The organism is Klebsiella sp. R390 (assembly GCF_051131745.1).
GTDB lineage: Bacteria > Pseudomonadota > Gammaproteobacteria > Enterobacterales > Enterobacteriaceae > Klebsiella.
This window is the reverse complement of the sequence record NZ_CP180445.1, coordinates 4,695,528-4,718,080: the sequence shown is the minus strand read 5'-3', so window position 1 is coordinate 4,718,080 and position 22,553 is coordinate 4,695,528. Positions and strand designations below refer to the sequence as shown.

At 53.5% G+C, this 22,553-nt stretch carries 24 protein-coding genes; 12 read left to right on the top strand and 12 right to left on the bottom strand.

The genetic code is table 11. The features are described 5' to 3' along the window. The first annotated feature begins 2 nt into the window (after positions 1 to 2). From ACMYSP_RS22080 to mntP, 3 genes are all read left to right on the top strand, one after another. On the top strand, positions 3 to 854 hold the full coding sequence (locus ACMYSP_RS22080; RefSeq protein ID WP_123754868.1) for a PTS mannose transporter subunit IID: 852 nt from the start codon (positions 3 to 5) through the stop codon (positions 852 to 854). Between the two features lie 54 nt (positions 855 to 908). Then, positions 909 to 1,367, top strand: coding sequence for a DUF986 family protein (locus ACMYSP_RS22075; RefSeq protein WP_154144715.1), 459 nt, complete (start codon positions 909 to 911; stop codon positions 1,365 to 1,367). Between the two features lie 425 nt (positions 1,368 to 1,792). Beyond that, positions 1,793 to 2,359, top strand: coding sequence for a manganese efflux pump MntP (gene mntP / locus ACMYSP_RS22070; protein WP_434584154.1), 567 nt, complete (start codon positions 1,793 to 1,795; stop codon positions 2,357 to 2,359). Positions 2,360 to 2,362: 3 nt separating this feature from the next. Here the strand turns inward: mntP and rlmA are convergent, their stop codons facing one another. The 6 genes from rlmA to mgrB form a co-directional block, all read right to left on the bottom strand. After that, positions 2,363 to 3,157: a 23S rRNA (guanine(745)-N(1))-methyltransferase gene (gene rlmA, locus ACMYSP_RS22065; protein ID WP_434584153.1), complete on the bottom strand. Its 795-nt coding sequence runs from the start codon at positions 3,155 to 3,157 to the stop codon at positions 2,363 to 2,365. 61 nt (positions 3,158 to 3,218) lie between these two features. Continuing rightward, positions 3,219 to 4,964, bottom strand: a complete 1,746-nt coding sequence (gene ftsI, locus ACMYSP_RS22060; RefSeq protein ID WP_434584151.1) for a peptidoglycan glycosyltransferase FtsI — start codon at positions 4,962 to 4,964, stop codon at positions 3,219 to 3,221. Positions 4,965 to 5,155: 191 nt separating this feature from the next. After that, the gene (gene cspE, locus ACMYSP_RS22055; RefSeq protein ID WP_001062678.1) at positions 5,156 to 5,365 is read right to left on the bottom strand and encodes a transcription antiterminator/RNA stability regulator CspE; all 210 of its coding nucleotides are present in this window, start codon (positions 5,363 to 5,365) and stop codon (positions 5,156 to 5,158) included. A 12-nt stretch (positions 5,366 to 5,377) separates the two neighbouring features. Then, positions 5,378 to 5,524: a DUF2627 domain-containing protein gene (locus ACMYSP_RS22050; RefSeq protein ID WP_154144708.1), complete on the bottom strand. Its 147-nt coding sequence runs from the start codon at positions 5,522 to 5,524 to the stop codon at positions 5,378 to 5,380. Positions 5,525 to 6,159: 635 nt separating this feature from the next. Next, positions 6,160 to 6,444, bottom strand: a complete 285-nt coding sequence (locus ACMYSP_RS22045) for a YebO family protein (RefSeq protein ID WP_434584146.1) — start codon at positions 6,442 to 6,444, stop codon at positions 6,160 to 6,162. 74 nt (positions 6,445 to 6,518) lie between these two features. Beyond that, a complete protein-coding gene (gene mgrB, locus ACMYSP_RS22040; protein WP_041146201.1) occupies positions 6,519 to 6,662 on the bottom strand; it encodes a PhoP/PhoQ regulator MgrB in 144 nt (47 codons plus the stop codon). 159 nt (positions 6,663 to 6,821) lie between these two features. Between mgrB and ACMYSP_RS22035 the strand changes: the two genes are divergently transcribed. Next, positions 6,822 to 7,061 (top strand): YobH family protein, encoded by a 240-nt coding sequence (locus ACMYSP_RS22035; protein ID WP_123754873.1) that lies wholly within the window; start codon positions 6,822 to 6,824, stop codon positions 7,059 to 7,061. Positions 7,062 to 7,125: 64 nt separating this feature from the next. On the opposite strand, the gene kdgR is transcribed toward ACMYSP_RS22035, so the two are convergent. Continuing rightward, positions 7,126 to 7,917, bottom strand: coding sequence for a DNA-binding transcriptional regulator KdgR (kdgR, locus tag ACMYSP_RS22030; RefSeq protein WP_123754874.1), 792 nt, complete (start codon positions 7,915 to 7,917; stop codon positions 7,126 to 7,128). A gap of 179 nt (positions 7,918 to 8,096) precedes the next feature. On the opposite strand from kdgR, the gene ACMYSP_RS22025 reads away from it, so the two are divergent. Then, positions 8,097 to 9,470: an MFS transporter gene (locus ACMYSP_RS22025; RefSeq protein WP_434584145.1), complete on the top strand. Its 1,374-nt coding sequence runs from the start codon at positions 8,097 to 8,099 to the stop codon at positions 9,468 to 9,470. A 67-nt stretch (positions 9,471 to 9,537) separates the two neighbouring features. On the opposite strand, the gene htpX is transcribed toward ACMYSP_RS22025, so the two are convergent. The 4 genes from htpX to ACMYSP_RS22005 form a co-directional block, all read right to left on the bottom strand. After that, on the bottom strand, positions 9,538 to 10,419 hold the full coding sequence (gene htpX, locus ACMYSP_RS22020) for a protease HtpX (RefSeq protein WP_434584144.1): 882 nt from the start codon (positions 10,417 to 10,419) through the stop codon (positions 9,538 to 9,540). Positions 10,420 to 10,655: 236 nt separating this feature from the next. Beyond that, the gene (gene prc / locus ACMYSP_RS22015; protein ID WP_434584143.1) at positions 10,656 to 12,704 is read right to left on the bottom strand and encodes a carboxy terminal-processing peptidase; all 2,049 of its coding nucleotides are present in this window, start codon (positions 12,702 to 12,704) and stop codon (positions 10,656 to 10,658) included. 19 nt (positions 12,705 to 12,723) lie between these two features. Continuing rightward, complete coding sequence (gene proQ, locus ACMYSP_RS22010; RefSeq protein WP_434584142.1) at positions 12,724 to 13,401, bottom strand: RNA chaperone ProQ; 678 nt, start codon at positions 13,399 to 13,401, stop codon at positions 12,724 to 12,726. Between the two features lie 97 nt (positions 13,402 to 13,498). Next, entirely contained in the window at positions 13,499 to 13,996 is a 498-nt protein-coding gene (locus ACMYSP_RS22005) for a GAF domain-containing protein (RefSeq protein ID WP_434584141.1), read from the bottom strand. A 132-nt stretch (positions 13,997 to 14,128) separates the two neighbouring features. On the opposite strand from ACMYSP_RS22005, the gene yebS reads away from it, so the two are divergent. The 5 genes from yebS to ACMYSP_RS21980 all read left to right on the top strand — a co-directional run bounded on the left by yebS (position 14,129) and on the right by ACMYSP_RS21980 (position 20,165). Then, on the top strand, positions 14,129 to 15,412 hold the full coding sequence (gene yebS / locus ACMYSP_RS22000; RefSeq protein WP_434584140.1) for a membrane integrity lipid transport subunit YebS: 1,284 nt from the start codon (positions 14,129 to 14,131) through the stop codon (positions 15,410 to 15,412). Further along, positions 15,381 to 18,014: an MlaD family protein gene (locus ACMYSP_RS21995; protein ID WP_434584139.1), complete on the top strand. Its 2,634-nt coding sequence runs from the start codon at positions 15,381 to 15,383 to the stop codon at positions 18,012 to 18,014. The genes yebS and ACMYSP_RS21995 overlap by 32 nt, the downstream gene beginning before the upstream one ends. Before the next feature lie 77 nt (positions 18,015 to 18,091). Beyond that, positions 18,092 to 19,525, top strand: a complete 1,434-nt coding sequence (gene rsmF, locus ACMYSP_RS21990) for a 16S rRNA (cytosine(1407)-C(5))-methyltransferase RsmF (RefSeq protein ID WP_434584138.1) — start codon at positions 18,092 to 18,094, stop codon at positions 19,523 to 19,525. A gap of 115 nt (positions 19,526 to 19,640) precedes the next feature. After that, entirely contained in the window at positions 19,641 to 19,880 is a 240-nt protein-coding gene (locus ACMYSP_RS21985; RefSeq protein WP_154144702.1) for a YebV family protein, read from the top strand. Positions 19,881 to 19,973: 93 nt separating this feature from the next. After that, a complete protein-coding gene (locus ACMYSP_RS21980; RefSeq protein WP_434584137.1) occupies positions 19,974 to 20,165 on the top strand; it encodes a YebW family protein in 192 nt (63 codons plus the stop codon). A 5-nt stretch (positions 20,166 to 20,170) separates the two neighbouring features. Here ACMYSP_RS21980 and pphA read toward each other — a convergent pair whose 3' ends face one another. Further along, entirely contained in the window at positions 20,171 to 20,815 is a 645-nt protein-coding gene (pphA, locus tag ACMYSP_RS21975) for a protein-serine/threonine phosphatase (RefSeq protein WP_434584135.1), read from the bottom strand. Positions 20,816 to 20,956: 141 nt separating this feature from the next. Between pphA and ACMYSP_RS21970 the strand changes: the two genes are divergently transcribed. Together ACMYSP_RS21970 and ACMYSP_RS21965 are read left to right on the top strand one after the other, a co-directional pair. Next, complete coding sequence (locus ACMYSP_RS21970) at positions 20,957 to 21,928, top strand: VirK/YbjX family protein (RefSeq protein WP_434587245.1); 972 nt, start codon at positions 20,957 to 20,959, stop codon at positions 21,926 to 21,928. A gap of 118 nt (positions 21,929 to 22,046) precedes the next feature. Next, a complete protein-coding gene (locus ACMYSP_RS21965) occupies positions 22,047 to 22,190 on the top strand; it encodes an Ecr family regulatory small membrane protein (RefSeq protein ID WP_148060384.1) in 144 nt (47 codons plus the stop codon). Positions 22,191 to 22,553: the final 363 nt, after the last annotated feature.

Sequence of the window (22,553 nt, the reverse complement as noted above, 5' to 3'; positions counted from 1 at the left end):
AAATGGTTGATATGACTAAAAATACCACCGAGAAAAAACTCACTCAGAGTGATATTCGTGGCGTGTTCATTCGTTCTAACCTGTTCCAGGGGTCATGGAACTTTGAACGTATGCAGGCATTGGGCTTCTGCTTCGCTATGGTACCGGCAATTCGTCGCCTGTACCCGGAGAACAACGATGCCCGTAAACAGGCGATTAAGCGTCACCTGGAATTCTTTAACACCCATCCGTACGTCGCAGCACCGGTTCTTGGTGTAACGCTGGCGATGGAAGAGCAGCGTGCTAACGGCGCAGAGATCGACGATGGTGCAATTAACGGTATCAAAGTTGGTCTGATGGGGCCGCTGGCCGGCGTTGGCGACCCGATTTTCTGGGGTACCGTTCGTCCGGTATTCGCCGCACTGGGTGCCGGTATCGCGATGAGCGGCAGCCTGCTGGGCCCTCTGCTGTTCTTCATTCTGTTTAACGCAGTACGTCTGCTGACCCGTTACTACGGCGTAGCATACGGCTACCGTAAAGGTATCGACATCGTTAAAGACATGGGCGGCGGCTTCCTGCAAAAACTGACCGAGGGGGCGTCAATTCTCGGCCTGTTTGTCATGGGGGCCTTGGTTAACAAGTGGACGCACGTGAATATCCCGCTGGTGGTGTCGACAATCACCGGTCAGGATGGTCAGACCCGCGTAACCACCGTGCAGACGATTCTTGACCAGCTGATGCCTGGCCTGGTTCCGCTACTGCTGACCTTCGCCTGTATGTGGCTGCTGCGTAAGAAAGTGAACGCCCTATGGATCATCGTTGGCTTCTTCGTCATCGGTATCGTAGGTTATGCTATCGGCCTGCTGGGCCTGTAAGTATCCTGTTGTGCGCCGGGGGCTTAGCCCCCGGTTTTTTTTACCGGAGGATGGATGACAATCACGGATCTGGTGCTGGTTCTGTTTATTCTTGTTCTGCTGGCGTTTGCAATTTATGACCAGTTTATTATGCCGCGGCGCAACGGTCCGCAGCTCCTGACTATCCCCCTGCTCCGCCGCAGTCGTGTCGATGGGATTATCTTCGTCGGCCTGGTGGCCATTCTGATTTATAACAATATTACCAACCACGGCGCGTTAATCACCACATGGTTATTATCTGCACTGGCGTTGATGGGCTTGTACCTGTTCTGGATCCGCACACCGAAAATCATCTTCAAAGCCAGTGGTTTTTTCTTCGCCAATATCTGGATTGAATATAGCCGCATTAAAGAAATGAATTTATCGGAAGATGGCGTGCTGGTGATGCAATTAGAACAGCGGCGTTTGCTTATTCGTGTCAAAAACATTGACGACCTGGAGAAGATATACAAACTTCTCGTTTCAACTCAATAAGTTATAAATATACCCCGTGCTATATCTCATCAATTTTTAACCAATTTTAGCGAATGGAACATAGCACCGGCTATATTCCATTCGCGCACTTCACCGATATTAATTAACGAATTATTTACTTGTAAATCCAAATGAAAATCGTTATCATTTGGTTATCAAAATAAATAAATCCTGTTATTGTTTTATATTCTAAAAATATGTTAAGGTTGCGCCCGTCGTTGGGGAGTAGCCGATTTCCTGCCTGTCAGGAAATGTACGTGTCAACATACTCGTTGCAAAACGTGGCACGTACGGGTCGAAAAGAAGTTCGATCAGGCGAGACCATAGACACATCACCGCTATACGCCATCCCTCCTTACCGGGTCGCGTATGTTTACTGGGGGTAGTGATGTGTCATATGGATTTTCCCCGGTCAGGACGCATGTATGAACCTATCTGCCACGATTCTTCTTGCCTTTGGCATGTCCATGGACGCTTTCGCCGCATCAATCGGGAAAGGCGCCACCTTACACAAACCTAAATTCTCTGAAGCCTTACGCACCGGACTGATTTTCGGCGCGATCGAAACCCTTACCCCACTCGTCGGTTGGGGCATGGGAATGCTCGCCAGCCAGTTCGTCCTCGAGTGGAATCACTGGATCGCCTTTGCGCTGCTGATTTTTCTTGGCGGCAGGATGGTGATTGAAGGTTTCCGCGCAGGTGACAGCGAAGCCTGTGAGGCCCCTCTGCGTCACGGATTCTGGTTGCTGGTGATGACCGCTTTCGCCACCAGCCTCGATGCGATGGCCGTCGGCGTGGGCCTGGCTTTCCTGCAGGTGAACATCATCGCCACCGCCCTCGCCATCGGTTGCGCCACGCTTATCATGTCAACGCTGGGAATTATGGTCGGACGGTTTATCGGCCCGCTGCTCGGCAAACGGGCGGAAATTCTTGGCGGTATCGTTTTGATTGGTATCGGCAGCGAAATTCTCTGGAGCCACTTCGCCGGCTAATTCTCAGGCCTCGCGCTGCCAGAAGTGGAGCATAAAATCCGTCTGGCAGCTAAAAATGTCCTGCGCACGCAGCGTTTCACGGACTTCAGGCTTTGCCCGCCACGCAAACGGCGTCATCTGCAGTAACGCTTCGGCTTCCAGCCCGCTCAGCTGCATCGGATAGGCCAGCTGTTGCTGCTGACGTAAGACAAAGCCGGGCATTGCCTCATGATTTTCCTCATGCAGGCGCACCTCATCATAAATCAGTCCTTTCAGCTCCATCAGGTGGCGAGGCCCCGGCGTAGCGGTAATCACCCATCCGCCTGGAACGATCGCCCGGGCCAGCTCTTGTGCATTACAGGGAGCATAAATCCGCACCACCGCATCAAGGCTGGCATCTTCAAAGGGCAGCCGCTGGCTGGAAGCGACGCAAAACGCCACCTGCGGGTAGCGTTTCGCCGCCGCACGAATGGCTGATTTAGAGACATCCAGGCCCCAGCAGTGACCGACAATGTCGGCAAAGGCGTGAGTGTAGTACCCTTCCCCACAGCCAATATCCAGCAGATGTGCAGGCGTCTCGGTGCGCAGAAACTCGCAGATAGCATCGCGCAGGGGTTGATAGTGGCCTGCGTCGAGAAACGCCCGGCGGGCCTGCATCATCTCGGCGCTATCGCCCGGATCGCGAGAGCGTTTGAACTGCACCGGCAGTAAATTGACATACCCCTCTTTCGCCAGATCGAACTGGTGCCGCTGCGGGCAGGTAAAACTGTTGTCTCGGCGGACAAGCGGCGCGTGGCAAAGCGGGCAACTGTATGACATAACAACTCCGGTGTCGCTAAAAGGGCGAAAGTGTAGCGCTATTCGCCCTTTCAGGCCACTGTTACAACTCAGGTGGCGCGGCATCACCGTTGTGCATCACGATAAGATTCTCAGACCCCTGCGGCATACCATCTGGCATGACATTTTCCAGACGCAGCACATCGCCCATGATCTGACTGAATACCGGTGCGGAAACTGCCCCACCATAGTAGGCCCCGTTGCTGGGATCGTTAATCACCACAACCAGCGCGAACTGCGGATGGCTGGCGGGGGCAACCCCTGCGGTATAGGCCACATATTTGTCGATGTATTTACCATCCGGGCCAATTTTTTTCGCCGTCCCGGTCTTTACCGCAATGCGATAATCACGAACCGCCGCCTTGGTCCCACCGCCGCCTGGCAGCGCCACGCTCTCCATCATGTGCTCCACTTCATGCACGATCGGTTCTGGCATCACCCGGGTACCGATTACCGGCGGGTCGATTCGGGTTATCGACAATGGACGTTCGATGCCAAAACCGCCGATGGTGGCATAGACGTGTGCCAGCTGGAGCGGCGTCACCATCAAACCATAGCCAAACGCAAAGGTCGCCCGGTCAAGCTGCCCCCAATAGCGACGCTGCGGCATCAGACCCGAACTTTCGCCGGTGAGGCCCAGACCGGTCGGTTCGCCAAACCCAAACGCTTTATAAGTATCGAGAAGATGTTGAACCGGCATCGCCAGTGAGAGATGTGAGACCCCGGTATCACTGGATTTTTGCAGGATACCGGTCAACGTCAGTTCCGGGTAGTAACCCACATCGCGGATCCGGTGACCATCCAGCACAAACGGGTGGGTATCGACCACGCTGTCCGGCTGCACTATCCCCTGCTGGAGCGCCGTCATCACCACCAGCGGTTTAACCGTCGAGCCGGGTTCAAATGTGTCACTGATGGCCCGATTGCGGAAGTCATCCAGCCCGGCGTCATCACGATTGTTAGGGTTGAAATCAGGATAGCTGGCCATCGACAGAATTTCCCCGGTGTCGATTTTAATCAGCACTGCGGCACCAGACTCTGCCTTATTCCACTTCACGGCATTATCCAGCGCATCTTCCGTCACCGTTTGCAGGCGCTCATCAATACTTAACTGAATCGTGTGCGCGGGCACCGCCGGCACCTCGGTGATATTTTCAATCACGTGGCCATGACGGTCTTTACGGACCAGTCGTCGCCCGGCTTTCCCCATCAGTTGACTATTGAAACTCTTTTCAACCCCTTCAATGCCCTGGTTATCAATATTGGTGAATCCCAGCAGGTTGGCCGCCACATGCCCTGCCGGATAAAACCGTCGGGATTCATCGCGCAGGTTGATCCCCGGCAGATGTAGTTTATCGATCCATTCGGCCTGCTCCGGATTGACCTGGCGAGCCAGATAGATAAAGCGCATATGGGGATGCGCTTCGATACGTTTGGCCAGTTCACCCAGGTTAAGGTGCAACGCCTCCGCCATCGCCTGCCAGCGCGGTCCATAGCCGACGCCACCTTTTTCCATCATCGTCTGCGGGTCAGCCCAGATGGCACTGACCGGGACGCTGACCGCCAGCGGACGGTTTTCACGATCGCTGATGGTGCCACGTTGCACGTCAATGGGTTCTTCCCGTAACGAGCGCATATCTTCCTGTTTAACCAGGTTATCTGGTGAAATGATTTGCAGCCAGGCCACGCGGCCCAACAGAAATCCGAGACACCCCAAAATCGCAACGCACAACAACCCAAAGCGGACCGGGGTGAAATGAGCAGCTGACTGATTTTTATTCTTTGGCACCGTAGCTCCAGCTTTATTTTGCAACCACCTGATTTAACAGGAAATCACCAAATCAGAATGCGAAACAGTGCGAATAACGGTGATGTTTTGCAACAAGGCGCGACAAAGGAGGGGGAATGGAAATGTTTTGCAATAAAAACTAAAAAGCCCCGCAGAGGCGAGGCTTTTCTTACAAGATGAGTGGTCTTGAATCAGATAGCAGTAACGTTAACTGCTGCCGGACCTTTCTGGCCGTCCTGAATTTCAAACTCAACGTTCTGGCCTTCAGCCAGAGTTTTGAAGCCATTACCCTGGATAGCGGAGAAGTGTACGAACACATCTTTGCTGCCATCAGCCGGAGTAATGAAACCAAAACCTTTAGACTCGTTGAACCACTTAACCTGACCTTTAATCTTTGCCATTTGCAAAATTCCTTAGACTGTTTTCTTCGCCCATCGGCGCTTACATAGATAAAACTCTGACACACTACTGCATGAGGCACTAATATAAGGTTCGGCAGAGAAGCAGTATTCAACGACAACGTGTTTACTCAGGACTTCTTTACTGAAAATGCCACACATAAACAGAACTGTACCTCGTTTAACCCGAAACGTGTTATCACATACAACGTAAATAATGGCAAGCCATTTTTAAAGGTGTCTCGATCCTTCGCACAGATTATAAGGGAATCATTTGATCGCCTGCACATTTATGCGTCCTTAACTGCTGAGGACTGCACTCGTCAGTACCCCGCTCAGGCCCTGATAATGCGCGCAAAGCTTGCAACTTTTTTACCATTGCTCAACAACTTCTGTCGGTTTGACACATCGGCATATGCGCTGTGACCTGCGGGCGTATGAGCAAAGGCATGCGCATAATGATGCACATGCTGGCGTATATCGATAGTTGAATATTGTCTTAAATGGCGCCTGTATGGTGATATAAAACCGACGCACCGGTCACAGTATGAATATTATGGATAATACTATTTAAACATGAAGTATTAATGACAGAATTGTCCATCAGGTAATTAAAACATATTGTTATTAGTTTATTTGATTTACTAAAAAGCCGTGACATCGACAGGTAGAATTGGGACCCAGCCCACATTAACGCACAAGAACCAGGCAATCGGAGTAAGAAAAAAGATAAGAAAAAGTTATAGCCGGGTGGGATAATCCAGGTGCACACCGGGCGGTGCACACCTGTCAACGTGTTACCGTTCAGCGACCAGACGGATGAAGTCATCCCCGTCTTGTTCTGCCACTGATGCTTTGGCAACCTCTTCCTTCTCAGGTTCATTGGCTTCACAGAGACGACGCAGCAGCACATTTTGCCGCTTTTGCTGATCCAGTAAGGCCTGCAGCAGTTCAATCTGCTCATTGGTGCGCGAACTTGCGCGATTAACAAAAAACCATAACAACAAGCCGACAAGCACCAGCACGATAGAAAGCGCCAGTGAAGCCAGATTTAAGATCCCAGGATTTAGTAACTCACTCATTTCACCACCTCAAAGAGAAGGCGTTTATTCTACCACTCGCAGAGCAGAAGAAAATCCGTCGTAATAAAAATGTCTTACCAGGGGATAAACTTGTTGATGGTGCAGATGCCGCTGAAAAATTGTACATCCTGATCGCACATTACGTTAAGCATCTGAGTCCATAGCAATAAGCAACCGGCTATGACGACGATCAGCAAAACCCAGCGTAATTTTTTCACTCCACTCTCCGCATCAGTATCAGATGTTTCCAGGATAACATGCGCATCTTAAACCGTGACTAACTGTAATACGAAAGGTAAGTTTAGGAATCATAGACTTGTTTCAAAGCGTGTAGCTGTCACTATACCCTCAAGGATAATGCAAACAATGAGGCAACAATGCGATTAATCATTCGTTCCATTGTAGTACTGGCCATCGTATGGATTGGTATTCTATTAAGCGGTTATGGGATTTTGATAGGCAGTAATGAGAACGCCGCAGGACTGGGGCTTCAGTGCAAATATCTGACCGCTCGCGGCACCAGCACCGCACAATACGTGCACTCCGACAGCGGAATTATCGGGCTGACCGATTGCCCTGTTTTACGCAAAAGTGAAACGGTGATCGACAAAGGCTAACGCAATCCGGCCACAGCAGAAGCAGGTCTTCTGCTGTGGCCGGTGAACCCGACAGCCATTCACATCAGAATGGGTAGTCGTTGTATCCCATCTGTTCTGAAATTTTGCGCGCCGCGGTGTGCAGCATCTCAACATATTCGTGCAGACGCTCTTCAGAAAAGCGCAGCGTCGGGAATGAGATACTCAGGCCGGCAATCACCACGCCAAAGCGGTCGAATACCGGTACGCCGATGCAGCGCAGCCCTTCTTCCTGCTCTTCGTTGTCTTCGCCATAACCCTGTTGACGCACCTGCTCCAGTACCCCAATCAGCTCTTCCGTGCTGGTAATGGTACGGTCAGTGCTGCGTTTGTACTCAACGCCTTCCAGAATTTGCTCGACTTCCGCGCGATCGCGCCACGCCAGCAGCACTTTACCAATGGCGGTACTGTACAGTGGGTTGCGACGGCCAACGCGCGAGTACATACGCAGGTTGTACATTGAGTCAATTTTGTGGATATAGACAATGCTGTCTTCATCCAGCGCACCCAGGTGGACAGTCTCTTTCGTCAGACGTGAAAGTTCACGCATCTGAATGTCGGCACTGCGAATCAGGTCGACGTTTTGCAGCGCACGGGCACCCAACTCAAATAGCTTCAGGGTCAGAGAGTATTTCTCAGATTCGCCTTCCTGAGCCACATAGCCCAACGATTTCATGGTCTGCAAAAAGCGATAAACGGTGCTTTTTGACATCATGACACGCTGGGACAGTTCGGTAATACCAATTTCACGCTCTTCACCAAGCGCCTGCAGAATGCCAAAAACCTTCAATACCGAAGAGACAGAATCTGGCTGTTTATCCAAATCTGCAACTGCCATTTATCACCTCATCGTAACTGTTTTATAAAAATTAGAACCGGTTTTTATTATAAATTCGCATCACCGCCCCCGCAATCGATCTTCTGCCCATTCGTTACAAATCTGCGACATACAACCGAATAATCAATGCTAAAATTATTATCCATAGAATAATACCCCCTTAAAGACACATATTTGACATGGATAAAAATATTTCTGATGGCCTGCCGACGCCGCAGCGCCATGGCGCAATCCTGACCATCATTCTGGGTCTGGCTATGGCGGTCCTTGATGGCGCGATAGCCAACGTCGCGCTGCCGACCATTGCTACGGACCTGAATGCCTCCCCAGCGGCATCGATATGGATAGTCAATGCTTACCAGATAGCCATCGTCATCGCCCTGCTGCCGCTTTCCTTTCTGGGCGACATGTTTGGCTACCGCCGGGTTTACAAGATCGGCCTCGCGCTTTTCACCCTGACCTCATTAGCCTGTGCCCTCTCCCGTAGTCTGGAGATGCTGACCCTCGCACGCGTCGCTCAGGGTCTTGGCGGCGCAGCATTGATGAGCGTGAACACGGCGCTGATCCGTCTTATCTTCCCCCAGCGTTTCCTCGGACGTGGGATGGGGATTAACTCATTCGTGGTGGCGGTGTCATCGGCGGCAGGTCCGACAATTGCTGCCGCGATCCTTTCAGTCGCCTCATGGCAATGGCTGTTTTTGATTAATATTCCGCTGGGGATTGTTTCGCTGATCCTCGCCATGCGCTTTCTGCCCGCCAACACCGGACGGAGCAAAATCACCCGCTTCGACCTTCCCAGCGCCATTATGAATGCACTGACCTTTGGCCTGCTGATTACCGCCCTCGGCGGTTTTGCGCAAGGTCAGTCCGGCCAGCTGGTGCTGGCTGAAGTGGCCGCGGTCCTGGTGATCGGCTTCTTCTTTGTTCGCCGCCAGCTGCAAATGCCGGTGCCGCTGTTACCGATAGACCTGCTGCGGATCCCGCTGTTTTCACTGTCGATCTGCACCTCAATTTGCTCTTTCTGCGCGCAAATGCTGGCGCTGGTCTCCCTGCCCTTCTTCCTACAGTCAATGCTGGGGCGCAGCGAAGTGGAAACCGGGCTGTTGCTGACGCCGTGGCCTTTAGCGACGATGGTGATGGCGCCGCTGGCAGGTTATATGATCGAGAAAGTCCATGCGGGATTACTTGGCGCGGTCGGCCTGCTGGTGATGGCCGGTGGCCTGTTTGGTCTGGCGCTATTGCCTGCATCCCCTTCCGACCTGGATATTATCTGGCGCATGGCGCTGTGCGGTGCCGGTTTTGGTCTGTTCCAGTCGCCGAATAACCACACCATTGTCTCTTCCGCTCCTCGCCATCGCAGCGGCGGTGCCAGCGGCATGCTAGGGACCGCGCGTCTGCTGGGGCAAAGTGCCGGCGCCGCTTTGGTTGCATTGTTCCTTAATTTACAGGGTAACAGCGGTACCCACAGCGCATTGCTGCTGGCCGGCGGGCTGGCAGTGATGGCTGCCGCCGTCAGCGGACTTCGTGTTACTCAGCCTCGTCCAGAATCCTGATCGACGGCGTTCGTGCGGCATAAAAAAACGCGGCCCGGAGGCCGCGTTTTTATCTGCAAGTACTGCGTTACTTCAGGTATTCACCGCTACGCAGCGCTTCGATACGCTTATCCAACGGCGGGTGAGTCATAAACAGTTCGCTCATTGACTTCGCTTTGCCGTTAATGCAGAACGCCATCATGCTGCTGGCTTCCTGCGGCTCGTAGCTGGTTTTCAGACGCTGCAGCGCCGCAATCATTTTCTCACGACCGACCAGTTTCGCAGACCCGGCATCGGCGTGGAATTCACGATGACGCGAGAACCACATGGTAATAATGCTCGCCAGAATACCAAAGACCAGTTCCAGCACCGTAGCCACTGCGAAGTAAATCAGTGGATTACCGTTACTGCTTTCGCTGTCATCACGGTTGCCGCCAAGGAATCCGGCAGCAATCTGCGCGATAACGCGCGAGATAAAGATAACGAAGGTGTTCACCACCCCCTGAATCAGGGTCATGGTAACCATGTCACCGTTGGCGATGTGGCTGATTTCGTGAGCAATAACGGCTTCAGCTTCGTCACGGCTCATGTTCTGCAGCAGTCCGGTACTTACGGCCACCAGCGACGCATCACGGCGCGCACCGGTCGCGAAGGCGTTGATATCCGGCGCATGGTAAATAGCCACCTGCGGCATACCGATACCCGCCTGCTGCGCTTGCTGCGCAACGGTATTCATCAGCCAGCGTTCGGTTTCGTTACGCGGCTGCTCAATCACTTCCCCACCCACTGATTTCAGCGCCATCCATTTCGACATCATCAGCGAAACGATCGAGCCACCAAAACCAAAAAGCAGCGCCATGATCAGTAATCCGGTCATGCTGCTCGACTGAATTCCCGTCAGGCTAAGCACCAGCCCGAACACAACCATAACTGCCAGGTTGGTCATCAGGAAAAGCGCGATTCGCATCATAATTTTCTTTTAACCTCGATTTAACAAAACGCACTATGCGATTACCCATATCGTATGGGTAGTAGGCTAATTTTCAACTATCAACCCCTGCTAAGTCACGAGAAAAACACAACTTTACATTTTGTCGCACTGTTCTGACACCAGCATCACTTGTTGACATTTTGTATATTCGAAGAGGGAATAACCGGTGGGACGCAGAAAAGAAAACGGGCACATGATTTGTGCCCGTTGGGTACTTATTTCGCTACCGGTGGCTCTACCGCCGGCTGCGCTTTCTCAAGATGCGCAAGGTCGATCGCGATGTGGACCGTTTCATCGAGATACGGATCCGGCTCCTGGTAATCTTTTGGCAGATCGTCCAGTTTCTTCAGCGCCGGCTTGCCTTCACGCTTCAGACGGTCATTGATCCGCGCCAGGCGGGTCGCATCGTCTTCTTCGTTCTCTTTCTCACGCTGGGCGTAATTCAGAGAGACGATATAACGCTTATCTTTCATTGCGTTATAGCGGGCAATATCCTTCATGATGTACTGGAATTCCGGATCTTTGGCAATGCGTGCATCATGCAGCTTCAGCAACTCAGGGTCGAAAGGCTGCAAATCACCGGATTTCACATAGGTCGCGGCATTAACGCTATCCCACGGCAGCGCGTTATCTTCATACTGCTCGCCGGTTTCACGATCTTCGGTGCCGGTTGGCATCATGATGTCCGGCGTCACACCTTTACGCTGAGTACTGCCGCCGTTGATGCGGTAGAACTTCTGGATGGTGTACTGTACCGAACCCAGCGCAGGCCAGTCGGGACGTAGCATCTGATCGTAAATGCGGTTCAGAGAGCGATACTGCTGAACGGTGCCTTTGCCGAAGGTCGGCTCGCCAACAATCAGCCCGCGGCCATAATCCTGCATAGCGGCGGCGAAAATTTCAGACGCAGAAGCACTGAAACGGTCAACCAATACCACCAACGGACCTTTGTAATAAACCACGCCATCAGTGTCGCTGTCTTCGCGCACTTTACCGTTGTTATCACGAACCTGTACGACCGGCCCTGACGGAATGAACAGACCAGAAAGCGAAACCGCTTCGGTCAGTGCCCCACCGCCATTGCTGCGCAGGTCGATAACCACACTGCTGACGTTCTGCTTCTCCAGCTTTTGCAGCTGAACTTTAACATCGTCCGTCAGGCCAACGTAGAAGCCAGGAATGTCCAGCACGCCGACTTTTTCTTTACCGACGGTTTTCACCGACATTTTCACCGCGCGGTCTTCAAGGCGGATCCGCTCACGGGTCAACGTCACGATACGGGTTTTAGCGCCCTTGCCGGCCGGCAGAACCTCAAGGCGAACCTTGCTGCCCTTCGGCCCTTTAATCAGGGCAACCACATCATCCAGACGCCAGCCGATGACATCGACCATGCCTTTACCAGACTGGCCGACACCAACAATACGATCGCCAACGCTAATTGACTTGCTCTTCGCTGCTGGGCCACCGGCCACCAGCGAGTTGATCACTGTATAGTCATCGTCCATCTGCAATACCGCACCGATCCCCTCTAACGACAGGCTCATTTCGGTGTTGAACTGCTCAGTATTACGCGGTGACAGATAGTTGGTGTGCGGATCGATTTCGCGAGCAAATGCGGTCATCACCAGCGAGAACACATCTTCGCTATTGGACTGCGCCAGGCGGCGAATCGCAAATTTATAACGACGCGTTAAGGTCTCGCGGATCTCTTTGTCATCTTTGCCAGTGAGCTTCAGGCTCAGCTGATCAAACTTCACCTTGGCGTCCCACAGCGCATTCAGCTCGGCTTCGTCTTTCGGCCAGGGCGATTTGCTACGGTCAAGATTAAAGTTATCGTTGCCGGTGAAGTCCATCGGACGTTCCAGCACCTTCAGTGCGTACTGGTAGCGCTCAAAACGACGCTTCTGCCCCAGGTTATACAGGTCGTAGAAAACGTCCAGCTTTCCGGTGCGCAGTTCATCGCCGATTTGATTTTTCTTTGCCGAAAACTGAGCAATATCACTGGCTAACAGCACGTTGTGGCTGTAGTCCAGCAGGTTCAGATAACGATCGAAAATTTTTGCCGAGAAGGCGTTGTCGAGATCAAACTGCCGGTAGTGAGAACGCGTAAAGCGGGAAGTGACTCGTTCACTCACCGTCGCGTGCTGCGGCTCTTCTTTCAGCACCGGAATTTGATCGACTCGGGTAATATCGTCCACGGCGAACGCATGGCCTGCTATTGCTAGCAGGCCCGCAAGCGCGGTGAGCTTAAAGAGTTTGTTCATGCCTGGCCCGGCCTCCGTTTCAGAACACCAGGTGTTCTGCGCGTACAATCATTGACAAACCAGAAGTCAGCTGTACACGAACGCCATCTTTGGTGATTTCCAGAACGGTGGCGTCCATCGCGTTGTTGCCTGCTTTCACTTTCAGCGCCTGACCTACGCTTAACGCGGTCAGATCTGAGACTGGAGTCAGGCGCGGCTCTTCACGCGGTGCTTTCGCAACGGCAGGACGCGGCTTACGCTGTTCGGTGCCTTCTTTGCGGCGAACCTGAGGACGTGGCTTACGCTCACGACGCGCACCATCCTCCTGCTGACCTGCAGCAGCGGCGGCTTCGCGCTTTTTAGCCTGCTGGCTTGCGCGCTGCGCCTGGACGCGAGCTTTTGCTTCTTCGAGCTGCTGACGGGCATGAGCAACATGCTGCTCTTCCAGTTCACCACACGGGTTGCCATCGAGGTCAACGCGGATAGCGCCTGGCTTCACGCCGTACAGATAACGCCAGCTCGAAGTATAAAGACGTAAAGCGGCACGAAGTTGGGTTTTACTGAGATTCATCTCCCCCCCAACACGCTCAACAAGATCCTGAAAAATACCGACTTTCAGGGGGCGAGCTTCGCCTTCAGCGCTGAAGCACTGAGGGAAACGTTCGGCCAGAAACGCGATAACTTCTTTACTGCTATTCAACTTAGGTTGATTTTCCATGAAATTTCCTGATTACAACGGACGTAGCCAACAAGCCGCAGGCATGAACAGGCGACATTATAATGACGCCATCGCTAAATGCTACGTTATCCGTTGATTATCCTGCGACGCGGGCAAATATTTTTTGGTAGTCGGTCGCAGAAATGAGTTTTTCCAGATGCGCGACGAGTTCTGCCAGCCCCTGCTCATCTTCAGCGGTGAAGCGGGCATACGCGGTACTGTCGATATCCAGAACGCCAATAATCTGGTTGTTCACCTGCAAAGGAAAAACGATTTCCGAATTGCTGGCGGCATCACAGGCAATATGTCCGTCAAAGGCATGGACATCTTCCACGCGCTGTACGCGGTTTTGTGCGACAGCAGCACCGCAAACCCCACGTCCGACTGGGATCCGCACGCACGCCAGCTTGCCCTGGAATGGGCCCAACACCAGCGTATCGTCTTCGAGCAGATAGAAACCTGCCCAGTTAACCTCAGTCAGGCGCTCAAACAACAGCGCGCTGGTATTAGAGATCATCGCCAGAAAACTGGTTTCACCTGCCATTAATGCCTGAAAGTCACGGTTAAGATCCGCGTAAAACTCTGTTTTGTTCATTATGTAATCACTTAGTTGTCTTACTGCCAAATACGTACAGCCTAATAAAATAAGCATTAAATGCGTTCAGGCTCAAGATGAATTCAATCCTGGGTTAATATAGTGAGATACATTCATCCCTGTACGTTATAAATGCCACTAAAAACACAACCGCTGACACCAGCGAAAAAAATGATCGTACATGCGGTCAGCAGTCCACTGCCGCAGGCGCATTATCACCGCTGCCCGCAGTGCGATATCCTGTTCCGCCTGCCGGTGCTTAAGCGCCATCAGAGCGCGTGGTGTCCGCGCTGCAATGCGAAGATCCGCGATGGCCGCGACTGGTCTCTCACTCGTCTGGGCTGTATGGCTATCACCATGCTGCTGCTGATGCCCTTCGCCTGGACTGAGCCGCTGCTGCGCCTGCATCTGCTCGGCGTGCGCATCGACGCTAACGTTTTACAGGGCATCTGGCAAATGACCGGCCAGGGCGATCCGCTCACCGCCGCCATGGTGCTGTTTTGCGCCATTGGTGCCCCGACAATTCTGGTGGTCGCCATCGCCTACCTGTGGTTGGGAAACGTGCTGGGCATGAATCTCCGTCCGGTATTGTTGATGCTGGAAAAGCTCAAAGAGTGGGTGATGCTGGATATTTATCTGGTCGGCATTGGTGTGGCGTCCATCAAGGTGCAGGACTATGCGTTTCTGCAGCCAGGCGTCGGGCTTGTGGCTTTTATTTCGCTAACCTTGCTCAGCATTCTGACGCTCATCCATATGAATGTGGAGGAGCTTTGGGAGCGTTTTTACCCCCAGCGACCCGCGCTGCGTCCCGATCCGGCGCTGCAGGTGTGCACCGGCTGCCACCACACCGGTTTTCGCGATGCACGCGGGCGTTGTCGGCGTTGCCATACGCCTTTACATCATCGGCGACCGCAAAGTCTGCAGCGTAGCTGGGCCGGGCTGATTGCCTCCATGGTCTTTTTGCTTCCCGCCAACCTGCTGCCGATATCGGTCATTTACGTGAACGGCGCGCGGCAGAATGATACGATTCTGTCCGGCATCATCTCGCTGGCAAACAGTAATGTGGCGATCGCCGCGGTGGTGTTTATCGCCAGTATTCTGGTGCCTTTTACCAAAGTTATTGTGTTGTTTACGCTGCTGGTCAGCATACAATTCAAGTGCGAGCAGGGTCTGCGCACCCGAATCCTGTTACTCAGGCTGATTACCTGGATTGGCCGGTGGTCAATGCTAGATCTGTTTGTTATCTCATTAACCATGTCACTGATTAATCGCGACCAACTCCTCGCTTTTACGATGGGGCCTGCTGCGGTATATTTCGGCGCCGCAGTAATATTAACTATCCTTGCTGTTGAATGGCTGGACAGCCGCTTACTTTGGGACGCACATGAGTCAGGAAACGCCGGCTTCACCGACTGAAGCCAGAATTAAAACCAAACGTCGCATCTCGCCTTTCTGGCTGCTGCCGGTGATTGCGCTGATGATCGCCAGCTGGCTCATCTGGACCAGCTATAACGATCGCGGAACCACTATTACGATTGATTTCCAGTCGGCCAACGGCATTGTTCCGGGGCGCACCCCTATCCGCTATCAAGGGGTAGAGGTGGGCACCGTTGAAAATATTTCGTTAAGCAAAGACCTAAGCAAAATCGAAGTGTCCGCCAGTGTTAAAGGTGACATGAAAGGGGCGCTGCGCCAGGACACTCAGTTCTGGCTGGTGACGCCAAAAGCCTCTCTGGCCGGCGTTTCTGGCCTTGATGCCCTGGTTGGCGGTAATTATATCGGCATGATGCCGGGTAAAGGTGAAGCCCAGGATCATTTCGTGGCCCTCGATACCCAGCCGAAATACCGTATCAGCAACGGCGAGCTGATGATTCATCTGCAGGCACCTGACCTCGGTTCGCTGACCAGCGGGTCGCTGGTCTATTTCCGCAAAATTCCGGTGGGCCGGGTGTACGATTTTGCGCTCAACGATAACAATCAGGGCGTCAACATCGATGTCCTGATCGAGCGTCGCTTCACGAACCTGGTGAAAAAAGACAGCCGTTTCTGGAATGTCTCCGGTATTAAGGCGGATGTAGGCCTGAGCGGCGCTAAGGTCCAGCTGGAGAGCCTGTCGGCGATGGTGAATGGTGCAATTGCCTTTGACTCACCGGCCAGTTCCCAAACCGCGCCGCAAAATGCCGAGTACGGGTTATACGAAGATTTGGCCCACAGCCAGCGCGGCGTGCTGGTGACCCTTGACCTACCGGGTGGCGAAGGCCTGAAAGCCGGTTCTACGCCACTGATGTATCAGGGGCTGGAAGTCGGACAGCTGACAAAGCTCAACCTCGCTCCCGGCAGTAAAGTCACCGGTGAGATGACGGTCGATCCCAGCGTAGTCACCCTGCTGCGGGATAAAACGCTTATTCAGATGAAAAAACCTAAGATTTCGCTGGATAACCCAAGCCTCAGCGCCCTGCTGACCGGCAACACCTTTGAGCTGGTACCCGGCGAAGGGGAAACCCGCAATCATTTCGTGGTTCTGCCGGCAGACAAAGCGCTGCTTGAAGAGCCGGATGTTGCCACCCTCACCCTGACGGCGGCGGAAAGTTACGGCATTGATGCCGGGCAACCGCTGGTGCTGCACGGCGTCAAAGTAGGTCAGGTTCTTGAGCGCAAGCTCACGGCCAAAGGCGTCACCTTCCAGGTAGCGATTAACCCTGAATATCGCGATCTGGTCCGCGGCGACAGTAAGTTTGTCGTCAACAGCCGGCTGGATGTCAAAGTCGGTCTGGACGGCATTAAAGTTCTGGGCGCCAGCGCCAGCGAGTGGGTCGATGGCGGTATCCGCATTATTCCTGGTGATAAAGGGGCGATTCAGTCCAGCTATCCCCTGTATGCCAATATGGAAAAAGCGGAAGAGAATAGCCTCAGCGACGTCCCCACCACCACCCTGAGCCTGACGGCGGAGACCTTACCGGATGTGCAGGAAGGCTCGGTCGTGCTGTACCGTAAATTTGCCGTCGGCGAGATTATCTCCGTTAAGCCGCGGCGCAATGCCTTTGATATCGACCTGCATATCAAGCCGGAATACCGCCACCTGCTGACCAGTAACAGTGTCTTCTGGGCGGAGGGCGGAGCCAAAGTGCAGCTCGACGGCAACGGTCTGACCGTACAGGCATCTCCGCTGTCCCGCGCCCTGCGAGGCGCTATCAGCTTTGACGAACTCAGCGGCAACAGCGCCAGCGCCCGGGTGGACAATAAACGCATTCTCTATGCATCAGAAACTGCCGCGCGCGCCGTCGGCGGGCAGATTACATTGCATGCGTTTGACGCTGGCAAAATCTCTGAAGGGATGCCGATTCGCTACCTCGGGATTAACATCGGCCAGATTCAAACCCTGAATCTGATTACCGCGAAAAACGAAGTGCAGGCGAAAGCGGTGCTCTACCCGGAATACGTCAACACCTTCGCCCGCGCCGGGACGCGTTTCTCGGTGATCACGCCGCAAATTTCGGCGGCCGGCGTTGAACATCTGGATACCATTTTCCAGCCTTATATCAACGTCGAACCGGGCCGCGGCTCACCACGTCGTGATTTTGAGATTCAGGAAACGACCATCAGCGACTCGCGCTATATCGACGGGCTGAGCATCGTGGTTGAAGTGCCGGAAGCCGGTTCACTGGATATCGGTACGCCGGTGCTGTTCCGTGGGCTTGAAGTCGGGACCGTCACCAGCCTGACGCTCGGCTCCATGTCGGATCGGGTGATGGTCAAAATGCGCATCAGTAAACGCTACCAGTACCTGGTGCGCAACAACTCGGTATTCTGGCTCTCTTCCGGCTATAACTTCGACTTTGGCCTGATTGGCGGCGTGGTGAAAACCGGGACCTTTAACCAGTTCATTCGTGGCGGCATCTCCTTTGCGACACCGCCTGGCACGCCGCTGGCGCCGAAGGCTCAGGATGGTAAGCACTTCCTGCTGCTGGAGAGCGAGCCAAAAGAGTGGCGCGAATGGGGCACCGCCCTGCCGCAGTAGTCAACCTAACGCTCCGGTGTCCCCCGCCGGAGCGTTTATGCTAAACTGCGCACCCTTTTTTCTTGTGGTGCGCAGCAGTGGCTCATAACGCAGTCTATTTTCCCGAACAATTCCTCGCCCAAATGCGTGACGCTATGCCCGCGCATCTCTCCTTCGATGATTTTATCGCCGCCTGCCAGCGCCCGCTGCGCCGCAGCCTGCGTGTCAACACGCTGAAAATCACCGTTGCCGATTTTCTGCAACTGGTCGCCCCTTACGGTTGGCAACTGACGCCGATCCCGTGGTGCGAAGAAGGTTTTTGGATCGAACGGGACGATGAAGACGCCCTGCCGCTGGGCAGCACCGCCGAGCACCTGGGCGGCCTGTTTTATATTCAGGAAGCCAGCTCCATGCTGCCGGTTGCTGCGCTATTCTCCGACGGCGAGATGCCGCAGCGGGTGATGGATGTCGCCGCCGCGCCGGGGTCGAAAACCACCCAGATCGCCGCCCGCATGGGCAACGAAGGCGGGATCCTGGCCAATGAATTTTCCGCCAGCCGGGTGAAAGTCCTGCATGCCAATATCAGCCGCTGTGGCATCAGCAACGTGGCGCTGACCCACTTTGACGGCCGGGTATTTGGTGCCGCGCTGCCGGAGTGTTTCGATGCCATTCTGCTCGACGCCCCCTGCTCCGGCGAAGGGGTGGTGCGTAAAGATCCAGACGCCTTAAAAAACTGGTCGCCGGAAAGCAACCAGCAGATCGCCGACACCCAGCGCGAGTTAATCGACAGCGCCTTTCATGCATTGCGTCCCGGCGGCACCCTGGTTTACTCCACCTGCACCCTCAACCAGCAGGAAAACGAGGCCGTCGTACAGTGGCTGCTAGCGCGTTACCCGGAGGCGGTTGAAGTACTGCCGCTTGGTGGACTGTTCCCGCAGGCCACAGAGGCCTTAACCGCTGACGGTTTTCTCCACGTCTTTCCGCAAATTTTCGACTGCGAAGGCTTCTTTGTCGCCAGACTGCGTAAAACCGCCGCCATTGAACCGCTGCCGGCTCCCGGCTATAAAGTCGGCAAATTTCCATTCTCACCGCTGAAAGGCCGGGAAAGTGCCGCCGTTACCGCAGCCGCCTCCGCCGTCGGCCTGCACTGGGACGACAGCCATAGCCTGTGGCAGCGCGATAAAGAAATCTGGTTATTCCCGAAAGCGCTGGAGTCGTTGATCGGCCAGGTCCGTTTTTCACGCATTGGCTTGCGGCTGGCAGAGACCCACAACAAAGGATATCGTTGGCAGCATGAAGCGGTGATCGCCCTGGCCGCGCCGGACGCCCCCTTCGAACTGACTCAGGCGGAAGCCGAAGAGTGGTATCGGGGCCGCGATGTTTACCCCCAGACACCACCACGCCAGGATGAAGTCATCGTGACTTTCCAGGGCGCCACCCTGGGGCTGGCGAAAAAAGTGGGTTCGCGGCTGAAAAACAGCTATCCACGAGAACTGGTGCGCGACGGGAAACTTTTTGCCGGTCTGGCGTGATCGCGTGCAAAAAAATCGCATTTTTTGACTGGCGATTTACGCCCCATTGTCTACGCTGAAAAATGTCGGCCTTAACTGGTCGTACCACAATTCAGCAGATCAATGGGGTGAGTGTATGAGCAAAACCAGCATACGTATCGGCGCGTTTGAGATAGACGATGCCGAACTGCACGGTGAACAGCAGGGCGAGCGAACGTTAAGTATTCCTTGTAAATCCGATCCGGATTTATGCATGCAGCTGGATGGCTGGGACACAGAAACCAGCGTACCCGCGATTCTTGATGGTCAACATTCCGTACTCTACCGTAAGCATTACGATCAACAATCCGATGCCTGGGTCATGCGCGTAGCCTGATTCAAAAAGAACCCGTCGCCTGAGACGGGTTATTTATCCCCGCCGCTTCTGAACTACCCTATACTGATTAACAAACCCGGACATGAGGCCAGGATGTTTGCCTTAGTTTTGTTTATTTGTTACCTGGATGGTGGTTGCGAGGATATTGTCGTGGACGTTTACGATAACGAATCCCGGTGCCTGGTCGCCATGGACGATCAGCGAATACGCCACGGTGGCTGCTTCCCCGTCGAGGATTTTGTCGATAGTTTCTGGCTACCCGCCAGTGAATACAGCGATTTTTAAGTCTCTTATTGCAGCTGCACCAGCGTCAGCTCACCGCCAAATACCGCCCCGGTATCGATATAATGCTGATTATCGCTGTCATAACGCTGCTTCAACGGCGTATGGCCGAACCAGAAATGATCCGCCCCATCAATCGCACCATGCCGACCGGCAAAATGATCGGCGAGACGCTGGCGGTTCCACAATACCTGCTGTTCATCCACCGGCTGTAGCCACCGGTACCGCTGCGCCGGATAGTCGGCGTGGGCGACAATATGCCGCGTCGATCCACAATTTAGCTCGACGATCGACGGCAGTTGCCGACAACATGAGAAAAGCGTATCGATCTGCTGGCGCTCGGCACGCGAACTCGCCTGATACCACTGACCACCGTTCATCATCCACAGCATTTGCTCTCCCTGCGCTTGAGCATCCAGCGCCATCTGTTCATGATTTCCCCGCACCGCAAGAAACCAACGGCAACGCAGCAGTCCCAGGCATTTCGCGCTTTGCGGCCCGCGATCGATCAGGTCCCCCACCGAGATCAGAAGATCCTGATAAGGGTCGAATTTTACCTGACGCAGCCGGGCCATCAGCAGGGAAAAGCAGCCGTGCAGATCGCCCACCACCCAGATATAGCGCCAGGATGAACCATCAATACGCTGATACATATTTTATCCTCCCGATACACTTATCATTAATTATCGTTCGCGACCTGGTCGCCAGCCACCTCAATCAAATTTAAACGAAACACGAATTTAGTCTTCCGGGATATTAATATCGCCGCGACCAGCCTTTAAAATAGAGGCTAAATAACGACGAGGTATTTTATCGTGACGGACAATAGCCTGCACTCAGTCTACACCCAACAGCCATCCACAAATTTGATTGCCGATCTGCTGATGGGCAGAGTTATTCCCGCTCCGATTTGGCGCAAGCGGCAATATCGATTTAAGTTTTTGCTGCGTACGCTTTTATTTTATACCGCGACCCGGGAAATGTTAGATAGCCTTTCGCTACGTCCTGATTTCAATCAGCTGCTTGCCGCACAGGTGACGCTACCAGGGAAAGTCCATCGCCAGTATCTGACCCGGGGTTTCAACGCTCACCAGCGCGCTCAGGCGATAATCAGCCACTATCAGTTTGTGGATTCGCTCTCCGGCACGCCGCTGGCCGCCGCGATGACCTCTGCCAAAGAGACGCCGCTGATGGAACTGCAGGGTAAAGACGACGCCCGCTTCACCCTGTCCGCTTCCTCCGCCGGTAAAGCCGAACGTGAAGGCGAAACCACGCTATGGCTGCGTGATGGCAACCAGACGCTGCTGGCCAGCGTGACGTTCAGCATCGTGCGCCAGCAGGATCGGTGGCATCTGATCATCGGTGGTCTTCAGGGGCCGCGGCGCAACGTATCCCATGAGGTGATTAAGCTCGCCACCCGCGCCTGCTACGGATTGTTCCCGAAACGCCTGCTGCTGGAGTTTATCTGGGCGCTGGCAGCCAGAAGCGATATTCAGGCAATAAATGGCGTGAGCGATAATGGCCATGTTTTCCGGGCGCTGCGCTATCGCCTGAGCAAAGGTCGTCACTTTCACGCGAGCTATGATGAATTCTGGCGCTCGATTGACGGCGTACCGGCAGATGGCTGGAGCTGGCGTTTACCGCTACGGCTGGAACGAAAATCGCTGGACGAGATCGCCAGCAAAAAACGGGCTGAATATCGCCGCCGCTTTCAGCTGCTCGATGATATGACGGCGCAGGTCGTCGGGCTCACGTCCCATCGTTAACCGCGTGGGTCCGGTTAAAATCAAATAAACGCCGTTTTCGCAACGGCGTTTGCATCTTATAGCGTGGTTTCGTTACTATCGTACCTTCATCGTTTCCGTTCAGGTAGCCATTGAAGTTATGAGTAAAGCAGAAGCCGTACTGTTGGCTATCCTTTTAATTATTTTAACGGCTTCCCTGTGGTTTATTTTCAGCGGTGAGATCTGGTCCCTTGTCAGTTATCTGGAGACCCAGCTGTACCCCACTTTGGTCGCGCCAGAATAAATAGTTTTTCATATTACAGTTCAACCGCCTGTTTCTTGCTCCCGCCATATCATTCATTCCCGAATAAGTAAAAATGAATAAAAATGAATAAAAATGACTCACCAATATCGTTTTATTCATCCAAAACTGACTAATCGGCCAAATTTCAAATACTTCTTCACCTATGAATCACCTGGTTTGAACCTTAGGCCTTAACTAGAACCCCATTTTTGTCCAATTTTTTTGTTCTGAAATTTGCACCAGATACAGGTTTTTAAAAATTTTAAGAAAGCTCGCAGTATCAGAGTGGCAAGACAAGAAATAAAAACCCACAAATAAATCAACAAACATATAAAAGAAGCCACTTAATTCACAAAACACAAC